This window comes from Streptomyces sp. MAI_2237, from assembly GCF_054189285.1.
On the sequence record NZ_JAJPGQ010000002.1, the window covers coordinates 551,446 to 566,156 of the forward strand.

Sequence of the window (14,711 nt, forward strand, 5' to 3'; positions counted from 1 at the left end):
GCTTCACACGGTCTCGGGCTGGCGCCGCACCGGCCGCGGTTCCGGTTCCCGCGACAGGCGTCCCGGCCACCACACCCGCCGCTTCAGCAGCACGCTCGCGGTCGTGACCAGGTAGGTGCGCACCAGGAAGGTGTCCAGCAGCACGCCGACCGCGATCACGAAGCCGAGCTCGACCAGCGCCACCAGCGGCAGCGTGCTCAGCACGGCGAAGGTGGCGGCGAGCACGACACCCGCCGACGCGATCACCCCGCCGGTGGTGCGCAGCGCGGTCAGTGCGGCCGCCTGCGGTTCGGCGCCGGCGGTCGACTCCTCGCGCATGCGGTGCATGAGGAAGATGCCGTAGTCGACGCCGAGTGCCACGAGGAAGACGAAGGACAGCAGGCCGAGGCCGGGGTCCGTGCCGTGGAGGCCGAGGAGGGGCCCGAAGACCAGGCCGCCGATCCCGAGCGCCGCGCCCCACACCGCGACGACGGCGACGAGCAGCATCAGCGGCGCCACGAGGCTGCGCAGCAGTCCGACGAGGATCACGAACACGGCGGCCAGGACGAGCGGCACGACGACCTCGCGGTCGCGGACCTGGCTGTCGGCCAGGTCGAGCTGCTGGGCGCTTGGCCCGCCGACGTAGGTGCCGTAGGTGTCGTCGAGTCCGGCGCGCAGGGCCTCGATGGTGCGGGTCTCCCCGGCCGATTCGGGTGCCGCGGTGGCGTAGACGGAGATCTCGGTCCAGCCGGAGCCGCTGCGTCCGGCCGTCGCCTGGGCGACCCCGTCCGTCGTGCGGGCCTTGGCCAGTACGGCGTCCGTCCGGCCGGCGGGGGCGATGACGGTGATGGGCTGGCTGCTGCGGCCGGGATAGGCGCGGGTGAGCGTCTGGGCGGTGGCGATCGACTCGGGCCGCTTGGTGAAGGAGTCCTCCTGCCTGAGGGTGCCCGGCAGGTTGAAGGCGCCCAGCGCCAGTGCGCCGAGCAGCACGGCGCCGCCGGCGAGGACGGCGGCCGGCCTGCGGGCGGCCGAGGCGCCCATCGCCGAGAACAGCGACCTGCGGGCCTTCGGCTCGCTGCCGAAGGCGGGGATCAGCGGCCAGAAGACGCGGCGGCCGAGGACGACCAGCAGGGCGGGCAGCAGAGTCGTCATGGCGACGAGCGCGGCGAGCACGCCCACCGTGCCGACGGGGCCCATGCCGCTGCTGCTGTTGAGGTCGGCGGCGAGCAGGCACAGCAGGCCGGCCGCGACCGTGCCCGAGGAGGCGAGGATCGCCGGTCCGCAGCCGCGCAGCGCGGCCCGCATGGCGTCGTACGGCCGCTCGTGGCGCCGTAGCTCCTCGCGGTAGCGGGAGATGAGCAGCAGCGCGTAGTCGGTACCCGCGCCGAGCACCAGGACCGTCATCACACCGCCGCTCTGGCCGGTGACGGTGACGCCGAACGCCTCGTGCAGGCCGTAGCCGGCGGCCATCGCCATCCCGGCGGCGACGCCGGCGACGCTTAGCGGCACCAGCCACAGGAAGGGGCTGCGGTAGATGAGGATCAGCAGGGCGGTGACGACGCCGAGGGTGGCGTACAGCAGGGTGCCGTCGATGCTGCCGAACACCTTGCCCATGTCGGCGTTGAGGGCGCCGGGGCCGCCGACCTGGACGGTGAGCCCGGCGCCGCCGTCGGCGATGCCTCGCACCCCGTCGACGAAGGCGTCGCGCTTGTCGTCGTCCTGGCCGGGGCCGGTGCTGGAGACGGGGTACATGACGGTCGTGCCGTCGCGGGACGGGACCGCGTGCGGGTGCCCGGTGATGTCGTACCTGCCGGTGATCTCGGCGATCTGCCGGGCCGCCCGCTCGCGGTCGGCGGAGGTGAGGCCGCCGTCGCGGTGGTAGACGAGCACCAGGTCGGTGGACTCGCCGCCCGGGAGCCGGTCCTGGATCCGGGCCACCTGGGTGGAGTCGGCGCTGTCGGGCAGGTAGTCGACGGAGCGGTTCTGCTGGACGGCGGAGAACTTCCCGGCGAACGGCCCCGCGAGCACCAGGGCGGCCAGCCACAGCCCGAGCACCACCCAGGGCACGGCCCGTCGACGCCGTGCGCCTGGCCGTGTGCTTGTCCTTGCGGCCCCCATGGACGGGCCTCCCTCCGGTCGGGTGTCTGGATCGCTTCCAGACTCCCGTCGCGAGGGGGCGCCTTCGTCGGGCGCGGGGGCGAGTTCGGGGTTACTGCCGGTGGAGGCCGCGGGCGCGCGTTACTCCCCGGGGAGTATCAGGACGGTGTACGCGCCGCCGCCAGCAGCCGGGTCACGTCGTCGGAGCAGATGGTCAGGGCGGCGCCGACCGTGCTGAGGACGTCGCGCTCGGCAGGGGTGTAGGGGCCGTCGGCCAGGGCGATGCGGGCGCCCTGGAGCAGGATCGATTCGCGGCCGACGGGGGCGAGGTGCGGGGCGAGGGGGTCGAGGGCCTCGTGGAGCTCGATGGCGAGGCCCGCGCCGCACGACTGGCCGTAGACCCGGCCGGTGTCGGCGGCCAGGGCGTCGACCAGGGCCTCCAGCTGTTCCTCCGTGCAGTCGTCGAAGCCGGACGCGCGGACCGCGCTCGCGGCGGTCTCCAGGGAGCTGCGCGAGCAGGTGCCGCCCGCGGCGAGCACCGCGAGGGCGACGGTGTGCACGGCGTCGCGGAGCATCGCGGAGAAGCGGGTGGTGGTGGGGTGGTCCAGGGCGTCCGTGCCGAAGTGGCGCTTGCAGGCGGCGCACTCGACGACCGGGCCGGTCTCGCCGCGCGGCAGGACCGGGACGCCGAGGAGAGTGAAGCGCCGGCGGCCGGTGAGGCGCTGGTAGTTGCGGTCGCCTCCGCAGCCCGGGCAGAAGAACTCGCCGTCTCCGACGGGCGTCCACGCGGTGCGGGTGCCCAGGAGGCGCGCAGGCCTGGCGGCTCGGCCGTTTCGTCCCCGTACTGGCAGCACGTCGCACCTCCGTAACGGCACGGCAACATCGCCGTACTGGCGTGATGTTAGCCACATCGGCCAGGCGTAGTCAGCACCCCGGAAGAGACCTTTCCGTGACCTCCACGTGGAGGTGGCCGAAAAGGGACGGGGCCCTGATCGCCGTATACGACGATCAGGGCCCCGAAACCGCCGGTCAGAGGGGTCAGCGGGCCGCGCGGTTGACCGCGGAGACGACCGCCTTCAGCGACGCACGCGTCGTGTTCGCGTCGATGCCGATTCCCCACAGGACCTTGTCGTCGATCGCGCATTCGATGTAGGAGGCGGCCTGCGCGGAGGCGCCCTCGCTCATCGTGTGCTCCTGGTAGTCCAGCAGCCGGGCGTCGATGCCGACCTTGGCCAGCGCGTCGAAGAAGGCCGAGATCGGACCGTTGCCCGAGCCGGTCAGGACGGTGTCCTCGCCGTCGACGGTGGCCTCGACGCGGAGGGTGTCCACGCCGTCGGTGTCGGTGGTCGACTGGCCGTTCCTGACCTGGATGCGGCCCCAGGGGTTCGCGGGGTTCGGCAGGTACTCGTCCTGGAAGACCGCCCAGATGTCGGAGCCGGTGACCTCGCCGCCCTCGGCGTCCGTCTTCGCCTGGATGATCTTCGAGAACTCGATCTGCATCCGGCGCGGCAGCTCCAGCTTGTGGTCGTTCTTCAGGACGTAGGCGATACCGCCCTTGCCGGACTGCGAGTTGACGCGGATGACGGCCTCGTAGGAGCGGCCGACGTCCTTGGGGTCGATCGGCAGGTACGGCACCGCCCACTCGATGTCGTCGACGGTGACGCCCTTGGCGGCCGCGTCGGCCTCCATCGCGTCGAAGCCCTTCTTGATGGCGTCCTGGTGGGAGCCGGAGAAGGACGTGTAGACCAGGTCGCCCACGTACGGGTGGCGCGGGTGGACCTCCATCTGGTTGCAGTACTCCCACGTACGACGGATCTCGTCGATGTCGGAGAAGTCGATCTGCGGGTCGACGCCCTGCGAGAACAGGTTCATGCCCAGGGTGACCAGGTCGACGTTGCCGGTGCGCTCGCCCTGCCCGAACAGGCAGCCCTCGATGCGGTCGGCGCCGGCCATCAGGGCCAGCTCGGCGGCGGCGACGGCGGTGCCGCGGTCGTTGTGCGGGTGCACCGACAGGCAGACGTACTCGCGGCGGGAGAGGTTGCGGCCCATCCACTCGAAGCGGTCGGCGTGCGTGGACGGCGTCGAACGCTCCACGGTGGCGGGCAGGTTCAGGATGATCTCGCGGCCCGGACCGGGCTGGTAGACGTCCATGACCGCCTCGCAGACCTCCAGCGCGAAGTCCAGCTCGGTGTCGGTGAAGATCTCGGGGCTGTACTGGTAGCCGAACTCGGTCTCCGGGCCCAGCAGCTTCTCCGCGTACTCCATCACCAGGCGGGTGCCGTCGACGGCGATCTGCTTGATGTCGTCCTTGGAGCCGCGGAAGACCACGCGCCGGAAGACCGGGGCGGTGGCGTTGTACAGGTGGACGGTGGCCCGCCGGGCGCCCTTCAGGGACTCCACGGTCCGCTCGATCAGGTCCTCGCGGGCCTGGGTCAGTACGGAGATGGTGACGTCGTCGGGAATCGCCCCGGGCTCCTCGATGATCGACCGCACGAAGTCGAAGTCCGTCTGGCCCGACGCCGGGAAGCCGACCTCGATCTCCTTGTAGCCCATCTTGACCAGCTGGTCGAACATCCGGCGCTTGCGCTCGGGCGACATCGGGTCGATCAGGGCCTGGTTGCCGTCGCGCAGGTCGGTGGAGAGCCAGCGGGGGGCGGCGGTGATCCGCTGGTTCGGCCAGGTGCGGTCGGGGATGTCGACCTGCTCGTACCGGCCGTACTTGTGGATCGGCATGCTGCTGGGCTGCTGGCGGTTCGCCATGATTGCGGGGCTCCTCTTGGTGTCCGGAAGGACGGCCGACGACGCAACGCGAAGCTCCGCGGGGAGGGAGTCGACCTGGCTTACAGGCCCTCGCCGCGGCAGCTAAGAAGAAGCAGCCCGAAACGCATGATGCGAAGCATGCTAGCCGAGCCGGTCCGAGAAGGCGGTCCCGTATCAGTATGCGGGACCGCAACTCACCCCAAAGGGGCGCGGAGAACTGCGCGAGCAACCACACACCGCCCGAGATGCATAACACAGAGCAACCAACAACGGCGGGAGCATCCCCATATTTCACCAATCATGGTCGCACCTAGTGACACCGGGCTAACGCAGTGCAATGGTGCCGGGCATGACGAAGACCAACGGGGGCTCAGAGCCCGTCTTCTGCACCGTCGTACCGCCGCATATCCTCGACAAGCTGGCCCAGCACGAGGACCCGGCGCTCGCCGCCGCCGCTCGCAAGACCCTGGAGCGCGACGCCTTCGAGCGCACCCACCGCCGTCTGACCACGGTCGTCGGCGCCCCGACCGTCGCGCCGCCCGCCACGGCGGCCGCCGACCAGCCGCACCGCACGATCTACGACGCCCGGCACGGCACCGACCTGCCCGGCCGCAAGGTCCGCGGCGAGGGCGACGACCCCGGCAAGGACGCCACCGCGAACCGCGCCTACGCGGGCCTCGGAGCCACCTTCGAGCTGTACCTGAAGGCCTACGAGCGCCACTCGATCGACGGCAGCGGACTCCCGCTCGACGCGAGCGTCCACTACGACAAGGACTACAACAACGCCTTCTGGAACGGCGAGCAGATGGTGTTCGGCGACGGGGACGGGGAGATCTTCCTCGACTTCACCATCCCGATCGACGTCATCGGCCACGAACTCACCCACGGCGTCACGCAGTACACGGCCAACCTCACCTACTTCGGCCAGCCCGGCGCCCTCAACGAGTCGCTGTCGGACGTCTTCGGCAGCCTCATCAAGCAGTACACGCTCGGCCAGACCGCCGCCGAGGCCGACTGGCTGATCGGCGCCGGGCTCCTCGCGCCGCGCGTCACGGGCAAGGCGCTGCGCTCCATGAAGGCACCGGGCACGGCGTACGACGACGACGTCCTCGGCAAGGACCCGCAGCCGGCGACCATGGACGACTTCGTGCGCACCGGCCGCGACAACGGCGGCGTCCACATCAACTCCGGTATCCCCAACCACGCCTTCTACCTGGTGGCCACGGCCCTCGGCGGCCACGCCTGGGAGAAGGCGGGGCAGATCTGGTACGACGTGCTGACCGGCGGCGAGCTGCGGAAGGACGCGCTGTTCACGGACTTCGCGTCGCTGACCGTGCAGGCGGCCAGGGCCCGCTTCCGCGACGGCGACGAACTGCAGGCCGTCCTGAAGGCCTGGGAGCAGGTCGGGGTGCGCACGACGTAGTTCCGTACTAGACACGGACCCATGCGTATTCGAGTGAGGCGCACGGGTGGATTCGCGGGCATCGAGCGCTGCGCCGAGGTGGACACCTCGGGGCGGCCCGACGCGGGCGAGTGGCAGGCCCTGGCCGAGAAGGCGATGTCCGCCGGCCGGGGCCGGCCGTCCGTCGGGGTCCCCGACGGCTTCAGCTACGAGATCACCGTGGACGGCAGGACGGTGTACGCCGCCGATCCGCGGCTGAGCGAGGAACAGCGGCAGCTGATCTCCAGGGTGCTGAAGGAAGGGGCGTGAGCGGGTAACAGGTCGTTCATGCGCGGGCGTTGACTTCCGTTACCAGCGGTAAGGATGATCCGCGCATGATGAACCCGATACCTCAGTTCCCGGCCGGTTTCCTCTGGGGCGTGTCGACCTCGGCCCACCAGATCGAGGGCGCCGTCGCCGAGCGCGAGCAGTCCGTGTGGGACGCGTTCACGGCCGAGCCGGGACGGGTGAAGGACGGCTCGACGGCGGCGGTCGCCTGCGACCACTACCACCGCTACCGCGAGGACGTGGCGATCCTCGCCGACCTGGGCGTGGACGCCTACCGCTTCTCGGTGTCCTGGCCGCGGGTGCGCTCGCCCGAGGGCCTCGACTTCTACGACCGCCTCGTCGACGAACTGTGCGCGGCGGGCGTCCGCCCGGTGCCGACGCTCTTCCACTGGGACCTGCCGGTCGAACTGGACTGGCTGCGGCGGGACACGGCCGAGCGCTTCGCCGAGCACGTGGCGGTGGTCGCCGAGCGGCTCGGCGACCGGGTGACGAAGTGGATCACCCTCAACGAGCCCGCCGAGCACACCCTGCTGGGGCACGCTTTGGGCGCGCACGCGCCGGGCCGGCAGCTGATGTTCGACGCGCTCCCGGTGGCCCACCACCAGCTGCTGGCCCACGGTCTGGCGGTACGGGCCCTGCGCGCGGCCGGCGCATCCGACGTCGGGATCGCCAACTCCCACGGGCCCACCTGGCCGGCGTCCGAGGAGGCCGCCGACGTGGAGGCGGCCGCCTTCTACGACCTGCTGCTCAACCGCCTCTTCGCCGAGCCGCTGATCCTCGGCGCGTACCCGGACGGCATGGGCGAGTTGATGCCGGGGGACGTCGAGGCGGACCTGAAGGTCATCGCCGAGCCGATCGACTTCTACGGCGTCAACTACTACGCGCCGACCCGGGTGGGTGCCCCGCAGGGCGCCGACATCGAGTTCGGCGGGCTCACCATCCCAGCCGAACTCCCCTTCTCCGTACGGCAGATCGAGGGCGTGCCGGTGACGGACTTCGGCTGGCCGGTCGTCCCGTCGGGGCTGACCGAACTGCTCACCGGGTTCCGCGAGCGCTACGGGGACCGGCTGCCGCCGGTCGTCGTCACCGAGAACGGCTGCAGCTACCCGGGCCTCGACGACCAGGACCGGATCGCCTACCTGGACGGGCACGTCCGGGCTCTGCACGACGCGGTCGAGGCGGGCGTGGACGTCCGCGGGTACTTCGTGTGGTCGCTGCTGGACAACTTCGAGTGGGCGGAAGGGTACGAGCGGCGGTTCGGGCTGGTGCACGTCGACTTCGCGACGCAGGAGCGCACCCCGAAGTCGTCGTACCGCTGGTACCGGGAGCTGCTGCGGGCGCAGAGATGACGGCCCCGCCGCGGGACCGTGACGGCGACCGGGAGCAGGACCCCCCGGCCGCCCTCGCCGAGCCTGTCCTGCGGGTCGGCCGCGCCTGGACGGCGTCCCTCTCCCTGGCCAACGGGGCGATCTGGGTGGGCTGGTTCGGCCCCCTGCAGATCCTGCTGGCCTCGCAGGCGAAGGACTTCGCGCCCGGCACCGGCATGTCGAAGGAGACGATGCTGGCGTGGGTGACCGGGATCGGCGCCGCGGTGTCCCTGGTCGCCAACCCGCTCTTCGGCGCCCTGTCGGACCGCACGACGTCCCGCCGCGGCCGCCGTACGCCGTGGATCGTGGCCGGGGCCGCGGGCGGGGCGCTGTCGCTGCTGCTGCTCGCGGGGGCGGGCGGGCTGTGGACGATGACGCTGGGCTGGTGTCTGGTCCAGCTGACCCTGAACGCGGCCTTCGCGGCGGTGACGGCGGCGGTCCCGGACCAGGTGCCGCGGCTCCAGCGCGGTTCCGTCGGCGGCTGGCTCGGCGCGGCGCAGATCCTCGGCGTGGTCGGCGGCACGGGACTGGCGACCGCCGCGGGCGGGATCGGCGCCGGGTATGTGGCGTGCGCGCTGTTCACGCTGGCGGGAGTGCTGCCGTACGTGCTCGGCCACCCGGACGTGCGGCTGGGGCCGGCGGACCGGCCGGCGTGGTCCTGGCGGTCCTTCCTCGCCGGGTTCTGGCTGAGCCCGCGCCGGTACCCGGACCTGGGCTGGGCCTGGCTGACCCGCTTCCTGATCAACCTGAGCAACGCGCTGGTGCTGCTGTACCTGCTGTACTACCTCCGCGACCGCCTGCACCACCACGACCCCGAGCAGGGCGTGCTGGTGCTGACCGCGGTGAACGGCCTCACCCTGCTCGCCACGGTCGTCGTCGGCGGGGTGTGGTCGGACCGGGTCGGGCGGCGCAAGCCCTTCGTGATCTGGTCCGGGGTGCTGATGGCGGTCGCGACGGGCGCGCTGGCCGGCTGGCAGACCTGGGCGGGCGCGGTCGTCGCCGCGGCGGTCCTCGGGATCGGCTTCGGTGTGTTCACCTCGGTCGACTTCGCACTGATGACGGACGTGCTGCCCGCGGCCCTGGACCGCGGCAAGGACCTGGGGGTGATCAACGTGGCCAACGCCCTGCCCCAGGTGGCGGCCCCCGCCCTGGCCGCGCCGATCGTCAGCTACCTCGGCGGATACCGGGTGCTGTACGGGGTGGCGGCGGTCATCGGCCTGGCGGGGGCGGTGCTGGTGCGCCGGATCAGGGGGGTGGAGTGACCCGCGGGGCGACCTACAGGGCGCCGGCGTCCCGGGCCGCGTACACCGACGGATACACGGGCCGGTAGCCCAGCTCGCGGCGGATGCGGTCGGTGGACATGATCACCAGCCAGGGGTCGGGGTCGGTGCGCTCGTGCAGTGCGGCGGGCACCTCGGCCCCGTTGAGCTGGTGCAGTTCGACCGCCGTGACGGGGGCGTCGTCGGCGATGTTGTAGATCCGGCCGGCGATGCCGGGGGCGTGCAGGACGCGCAGCAGGCCCTGGGCGACGTCCGCGTGGTGGCCCATGTGCAGGCGCTGGGTCGCCGCCCACTGCCCGGCCCAGCGCAGCGACTGGGCGAGGTGCGGATCGCCCTCGCCGTAGACGAAGGGCAGCCGGGCGATCCGCACGTCCATGCCGTCCATGACCAGCAGTTCCCGTTCGGCCTCCGCCTTCGACGCGGGGTAGGCGCCCCACATCGCCCCGCCGGGCCGGCTCTCGTCCTCCTCCGTCACCGGCCGGCCCCGCCCGGTGCCGTACACCAGGCCGGTGCTGACCTGCACGAACCGCCGTACGCCGGAGGCGAGCGCGGCGCGGCCCAGCTCCACCGCCGCGTCCCGGTTGACGGCCCGCGCCTCCTCGTCGGGGACCCCGCGGAAGGCGGCGGCGACATTCACCACGGCGTCCGCCCCGGCCACCGCCTTGCCGAGCACCTCCGTGTCCCGCAGATCCCCGACCACGACCTCGGCGCCCAGCGCCGCGAACGGCTCCCCGCGCGCCGCGTCCCGTACCAGGACCCGTACGGGTCTCCCCCGGCCGCCGCTGCGCCAGCAGCCTCGGCACGAAACGCCGTCCGACCTGTCCTGTCGTACCCGTGACCAATGTCAGCATGTGCTGCTCCTCTCGTCCCCACCCACCTTTCAGGGGGACGGCCACCACCGGGAGAGACCTTCCGATCAGGGGATCGGCAGTCCCTGGATAAGCCGGGCGGCCTCCCGCACGCTGGAGGGGTGAACCGAGCCGAACTCGCCGACTTCCTGCGCCGCGGCCGCGCCCGCCTGGAGCCCTCCGACGTGGGCCTCGCGCCCGGCGCCCGCCGCCGTACACCGGGGCTGCGCCGTGAGGAGGTGGCCCAGCTGGCCGGCATGTCGGTCGACTACTACACGCGCCTGGAGCAGTCCCGGGGTCCGCGCCCGTCCCGGCAGATGCTGTCGGCGATGGCGCGGGCGCTCAGGCTGACGGCCGCCGAGCACGACCATCTGTTCCATCTGGCCGGGGAGGAGCCGCCGCGGCGCGAGACGGCGTCGGCGCACGTCCGGCCGGGGCTGCTGCTGATCCTGGACCGGCTGTACGACACCCCGGCCCAACTGGTGAACGACTGCGGCGAGGTGCTGGCGCAGAACGCGATGGCGAAGGCACTGGTCGGCGACGTGATGTCACGGCCGCGGCGGGAGCGGAACCTGGTCCGGCGCTTCTTCCTGGAGCCGGACGCCCGTTCCCTCTTCCTCGACGAGGACCACGCGCCGCACGCCCGCTCGCACGTGGCCAACCTCCGCGCGGTGACCGCGGCCCGCCCCGACGACCCGGAACCGGCCGCCTTGGTGGCCGAACTGCGCGCCTCCAGCGAGGAGTTCGCGCGGCTGTGGGACGAACACGAGGTGTCCCTGCGCAACCGCGCGACCAAGCGGTTCCAGCACCCCCTGGTGGGCCTGCTGGAGCTGGACTGCGAGGTCATGCTCAGCCACGAGCACCACCACCTGCTCATCGTCCACACGGCCCGCCCGGGCACGGAGTCCTACGAACGGCTGCAGCTGCTGCGGGTGGTGGGCCTGCAGGACCTGACCCCGTCGGAATCAGAAGCCGAGACGCCGTAGCTGCTTGGGGTCCCGCTGCCAGTCCTTGGCCACCTTCACATGGAGGTCGAGGAAGACGGGGGTGCCCAGCAGGGCCTCGATCTGCTTGCGGCTCTTGATGCCGACGTCCTTCAGGCGCTTGCCCTTGGGGCCGATGATGATGCCCTTCTGGCTGGGGCGCTCGATGTACAGGTTGGCGTGGATGTCGAGCAGGGGCTTGTCGGCGGGGCGGTCCTCGCGCGGGAGCATCTCCTCGACGACGACCGCGATGGAGTGCGGCAGCTCGTCGCGGACGCCCTCCAGGGCCGCCTCGCGGATCAGCTCGGCGATCATGACCTGCTCGGGCTCGTCGGTGAGGTCGCCCTCGGGGTAGAGCGCCGGGCCCTCGGGCAGGAGCGGGACGAGGAGGTCGGCCAGCAGGTTCACCTGCTTGTCGCCGACCGCGGACACCGGCACGATCTCCGCCCACTCGAAGCCGAGCTCCTTGCCGAGCTGGTCGATGGCGATCAACTGCTCGGCGAGGGTCTTGGAGTCGACGAGGTCGGTCTTGGTGACGATCGCGATCTTGGGGGTCTTGCGGATCCCCGCCAGCTCCTTGGCGATGAAGCGGTCACCGGGGCCGATCTTCTCGTTCGCGGGCAGGCAGAAGCCGATCACGTCGACCTCGGCCCACGTCGTGCGCACGACGTCGTTGAGCCGCTCGCCGAGCAGCGTGCGCGGCTTGTGCAGCCCGGGGGTGTCGACCAGGATGAGCTGGGCGTCCTCCCGGTGCACGATCCCCCGCACGGTGTGCCGCGTGGTCTGCGGCTGGTCCGCGGTGATCGCCACCTTCTGCCCGACCAGAGCGTTCGTGAGGGTGGACTTGCCCGCGTTGGGGCGGCCCACGAAGCAGGCGAAGCCGGCGCGGTGGACGGTTGCGCCCGACTCTTCGGATGACTGGGTACGAACACTCATGGCGTTCATTGTCCCTGATCCACGGAGCTCCGCCGCACCGTGAGATTCCGGTAACCCCAGCGCAACGAAACGTCACGGAAACATCCTCGTACGCGTCCGGAAACGCGGGCCGGTGACCCTCTGACGAGCCCCCACCCCGTTGGAGACGACCGTGACGACCTTCGCCGCCGCGCACGCGGACACCGGTGACACCGCCTGGCTGCTCGCCGCCACCGCCCTCGTCCTGCTGATGACCCCGGGTCTGGCCCTCTTCTACGGCGGCATGGTCCGCACGAAGAGCGTCCTCAACATGCTGATGATGAGCTTCGTGTCGATCGCGCTCGTGACGGTGGTCTGGCTGGCCTGCGGCTACTCGCTGGCCTTCGGCGAGGATGCCGGCGACGGCCTGATCGGCGGCCTGAAGCACGCCGGGATGGCCGGTCTCGGCCCGGACAGCGTGCAGGGCACCGTCCCGACCCTGCTGTTCGCCACCTTCCAGCTGACCTTCGCGATCATCACGGCGGCGCTGGTCAGCGGCGCGATCGCGGACCGCGCGAAGTTCTCGGCCTGGCTGGTGTTCGTGCCCCTCTGGGCGCTGCTGGTATACGTTCCCGTCTCCCACTGGGTGTGGGGCCCGGGCGGCTGGATCGCGCATCACCTCGGCGCGCTCGACTTCGCGGGCGGTCTGCCCGTCGAGATCACCTCCGGCGCCTCCGGTCTGGCCCTGTGCCTGGTCCTGGGACCGCGGCTGGGGTTCAAGAAGGACGCGATGCGGCCGCACAACCTGCCCATGGTGATGCTGGGCGCGGGCCTGCTGTGGTTCGGCTGGTTCGGCTTCAACGCGGGCTCGGCCCTCGGCGCGAACGGCCTCGCGGCCGCCGTCTTCCTCAACACCCTCGCCGCCGGCTGCACCGGCCTGCTGGGCTGGCTGTTCGTCGAGCAGAAGCGCGACGGCCATCCGACGACGCTGGGCGCGGCGTCCGGCGCGGTCGCGGGCCTGGTCGCGATCACCCCGTCCTGCGGGTCCGTCTCCCTGCTGGGCGCCCTGGTGGTGGGCCTGGCCGCCGGCGCCGTCTGCTCGTACGCGGTGAGCTGGAAGTTCAAGCTGAACTACGACGACTCGCTCGACGTCGTCGGCGTCCACCTGGTCGGCGGGATCGTCGGCACGCTCCTCATCGGCGTCTTCGCCGAGAAGGCGATGACCGGCGGCACGGAGGGGCTGCTCTACGGCGGCGGGCTCGCCCTGCTCGGCAAGCAGGCGGTGGCGGTGGTCGCCGTCGGCGCGTACACCTTCGGCGTCACCTACGGGATCGGGAAGCTGCTCGACAAGGTCATGGGCTTCCGGGCGACCGAGGAGGAGGAGCACACCGGCCTGGACCTTACGGTGCACGCCGAGACGGCATACGATCACGGCGTCCTGGGGCACGGCGCCCCGGTCAGCTCGTCCGTCGTCCCCACCGCGCAGAAGGTCCAGAGCCAGGCATGAAGCTCATCACCGCGATCGTCAAGCCCTACCGCCTCGACGAGGTGAAGACGGCCCTGCAGGAGCTCGGCGTGCACGGCCTGACCGTGACCGAGGCCAGCGGGTACGGCCGGCAGCGCGGCCACACCGAGGTGTACCGCGGCGCCGAGTACCAGGTCGACCTGGTGCCCAAGGTCCGGATCGAGGTCGTCGTCGAGGACGCCGTCTCGGACGCCGTGATCGACGCGATCGTCAAGGCCGCGCAGACGGGGAAGATCGGGGACGGAAAGGTGTGGGCACTGCCCGTCGAGACGGTCGTACGCGTACGGACGGGCGAGCGCGGCCCCGACGCGCTCTGAGCACCAGCACCGTCCCCACGGCGGCCACGGCCGCGAGCACCAGCGCGGCAACCCACGGCAGGGCGAGGAAGGACGCGCTCGCCGACTCCCGGGTGTCCTTCGCGCTCGCCGTCAACTCCACCTTGCCCCAGTCGAGTTGAGGGGCACCGCGCCAGGGTTCGGTGAGGCGGACACGCTGGCCGGGCAGCAGCTCGGAGGGGACGCGGGTCAGGTCGCGGGCCAGGAGCGTGCGGCCGAACAGGCCCTTCGCGCGCAGCTCCACCTCGGGGTCCAGGGTGACGTTGCCGGTGTTGTGCAGGGTGTAGGAGACCGTCGCCGTGCTGTCGCCGACGCCGGGCACGAGGGGCTGGTGGTGGACGAGGCGGACGTTCTCCACGGCGATCGCGGGGACGGCAGGGCCGCCGACGCGGAGGTAGACGCGGGCGGCGACGGCGCGCCGCACGCCGAGGGCGAGGGAGCCGGAGCCCTTCTCGATCCGTTCGTCGAGCGCCACCAACGCGCCCGCGTGGTCGCCGGGTTCGGCTCCCTCGGGCACGCTCAGGGTGAAGGGGACGGTGACCCTGCCGTGCGCCGGGACGGTCACCCGGGACTTCGCGGGCCGCGCCCAGGCACCGACCCCGCGCTGCCGCTCCTGCGCCGTCCGCACCGCGAACCCGCCGTCGCGCGGGGTGTTGTAGGCGTCGGCGGCGTAGAGCCGGAAGGTCAGGGGTTCGCCGGTCTTGTTGGCGACGACGACCTTGTCCGCGATCGTCGCGCCGGGGTCGGCGGAGAGGTAGAAGTACGGGCGCGCGGCGATCTCCGAGGAGACCGGGTACACGGACCAGCTGCCGTTGTCGGCGGCGTGCGCGGGCGCGGTCAGGCCGGTGAGGAAGAGGGCCAGGAGCAGGGCGTACAGCTTGCGCATGGGTGCGGACCCCCACGGGGACGAGGTG

12 protein-coding genes and 1 pseudogene are annotated in these 14,711 nt (G+C 71.9%); 7 read left to right on the forward strand and 6 right to left on the reverse strand.

Annotated elements, in window-relative coordinates; translation table 11 throughout:
* Nucleotides 1-3 precede the first annotated feature (3 nt).
* From LN251_RS07360 to leuA, 3 genes are all read right to left on the reverse strand, one after another.
* Nucleotides 4-2,097: an MMPL family transporter gene (locus LN251_RS07360; protein WP_458243676.1), complete on the reverse strand. Its 2,094-nt coding sequence runs from the start codon at nt 2,095-2,097 to the stop codon at nt 4-6.
* A 137-nt stretch (nt 2,098-2,234) separates the two neighbouring features.
* On the reverse strand, nt 2,235-2,930 hold the full coding sequence (locus LN251_RS07365) for a TerB family tellurite resistance protein (protein ID WP_458243677.1): 696 nt from the start codon (nt 2,928-2,930) through the stop codon (nt 2,235-2,237).
* A gap of 184 nt (nt 2,931-3,114) precedes the next feature.
* Nucleotides 3,115-4,836: a 2-isopropylmalate synthase gene (gene leuA, locus LN251_RS07370; protein ID WP_458243678.1), complete on the reverse strand. Its 1,722-nt coding sequence runs from the start codon at nt 4,834-4,836 to the stop codon at nt 3,115-3,117.
* A 349-nt stretch (nt 4,837-5,185) separates the two neighbouring features.
* Here leuA and LN251_RS07375 point away from each other — a divergent pair, with 349 nt between their 5' ends.
* The 4 genes from LN251_RS07375 (at nt 5,186) to LN251_RS07390 (ending at nt 9,194) form a co-directional block, all read left to right on the forward strand.
* Nucleotides 5,186-6,259 (forward strand): M4 family metallopeptidase, encoded by a 1,074-nt coding sequence (locus tag LN251_RS07375; RefSeq protein WP_458243679.1) that lies wholly within the window; start codon nt 5,186-5,188, stop codon nt 6,257-6,259.
* Nucleotides 6,260-6,280: 21 nt separating this feature from the next.
* Entirely contained in the window at nt 6,281-6,547 is a 267-nt protein-coding gene (locus tag LN251_RS07380; protein ID WP_458243680.1) for a protealysin inhibitor emfourin, read from the forward strand.
* A 65-nt stretch (nt 6,548-6,612) separates the two neighbouring features.
* Nucleotides 6,613-7,914: a GH1 family beta-glucosidase gene (locus LN251_RS07385; RefSeq protein ID WP_458243681.1), complete on the forward strand. Its 1,302-nt coding sequence runs from the start codon at nt 6,613-6,615 to the stop codon at nt 7,912-7,914.
* Complete coding sequence (locus tag LN251_RS07390) at nt 7,911-9,194, forward strand: MFS transporter (protein ID WP_458243682.1); 1,284 nt, start codon at nt 7,911-7,913, stop codon at nt 9,192-9,194. Before LN251_RS07385 ends, LN251_RS07390 begins: the two co-directional genes overlap by 4 nt.
* Before the next feature lie 13 nt (nt 9,195-9,207).
* Here LN251_RS07390 and LN251_RS07395 read toward each other — a convergent pair.
* Nucleotides 9,208-10,063 (reverse strand): annotated as a pseudogene (locus LN251_RS07395) (NAD-dependent epimerase/dehydratase family protein).
* A 119-nt stretch (nt 10,064-10,182) separates the two neighbouring features.
* On the opposite strand from LN251_RS07395, the gene LN251_RS07400 reads away from it, so the two are divergent.
* A complete protein-coding gene (locus LN251_RS07400; RefSeq protein ID WP_458243683.1) occupies nt 10,183-11,046 on the forward strand; it encodes a helix-turn-helix transcriptional regulator in 864 nt (287 codons plus the stop codon).
* On the opposite strand, the gene era is transcribed toward LN251_RS07400, so the two are convergent.
* Nucleotides 11,026-11,979: a GTPase Era gene (gene era / locus LN251_RS07405; protein WP_458243684.1), complete on the reverse strand. Its 954-nt coding sequence runs from the start codon at nt 11,977-11,979 to the stop codon at nt 11,026-11,028. The two genes, LN251_RS07400 and era, sit on opposite strands and share 21 nt — an antisense overlap.
* A gap of 139 nt (nt 11,980-12,118) precedes the next feature.
* On the opposite strand from era, the gene LN251_RS07410 reads away from it, so the two are divergent.
* Nucleotides 12,119-13,444, forward strand: a complete 1,326-nt coding sequence (locus LN251_RS07410) for an ammonium transporter (RefSeq protein WP_458243685.1) — start codon at nt 12,119-12,121, stop codon at nt 13,442-13,444.
* On the forward strand, nt 13,441-13,779 hold the full coding sequence (locus tag LN251_RS07415; protein ID WP_142151878.1) for a P-II family nitrogen regulator: 339 nt from the start codon (nt 13,441-13,443) through the stop codon (nt 13,777-13,779). The genes LN251_RS07410 and LN251_RS07415 overlap by 4 nt, the downstream gene beginning before the upstream one ends.
* Here LN251_RS07415 and LN251_RS07420 read toward each other — a convergent pair.
* Nucleotides 13,673-14,683, reverse strand: coding sequence for a WxL protein peptidoglycan domain-containing protein (locus LN251_RS07420; RefSeq protein ID WP_458243686.1), 1,011 nt, complete (start codon nt 14,681-14,683; stop codon nt 13,673-13,675). The two genes, LN251_RS07415 and LN251_RS07420, sit on opposite strands and share 107 nt — an antisense overlap.
* Between the last annotated feature and the right edge of the window lie 28 nt (nt 14,684-14,711).

Excerpts from the sequence above, each read along its gene's own strand:
- LN251_RS07390 (WP_458243682.1), top strand. The coding sequence starts at position 7,911 with ATGACGGCCCCGCCGCGGGACCGTGACGGCGACCGGGAGCAGGACCCC.
- LN251_RS07375 (WP_458243679.1), top strand. The coding sequence starts at position 5,186 with ATGACGAAGACCAACGGGGGCTCAGAGCCCGTCTTCTGCACCGTCGTA.
- LN251_RS07380 (WP_458243680.1), top strand. The coding sequence starts at position 6,281 with ATGCGTATTCGAGTGAGGCGCACGGGTGGATTCGCGGGCATCGAGCGC.
- LN251_RS07360 (WP_458243676.1), bottom strand. The coding sequence starts at position 2,097 with ATGGGGGCCGCAAGGACAAGCACACGGCCAGGCGCACGGCGTCGACGG.
- leuA (WP_458243678.1), bottom strand. The coding sequence starts at position 4,836 with ATGGCGAACCGCCAGCAGCCCAGCAGCATGCCGATCCACAAGTACGGC.
- LN251_RS07420 (WP_458243686.1), bottom strand. The coding sequence starts at position 14,683 with ATGCGCAAGCTGTACGCCCTGCTCCTGGCCCTCTTCCTCACCGGCCTG.
- LN251_RS07385 (WP_458243681.1), top strand. The coding sequence starts at position 6,613 with ATGATGAACCCGATACCTCAGTTCCCGGCCGGTTTCCTCTGGGGCGTG.
- LN251_RS07415 (WP_142151878.1), top strand. The coding sequence starts at position 13,441 with ATGAAGCTCATCACCGCGATCGTCAAGCCCTACCGCCTCGACGAGGTG.
- era (WP_458243684.1), bottom strand. The coding sequence starts at position 11,979 with ATGAGTGTTCGTACCCAGTCATCCGAAGAGTCGGGCGCAACCGTCCAC.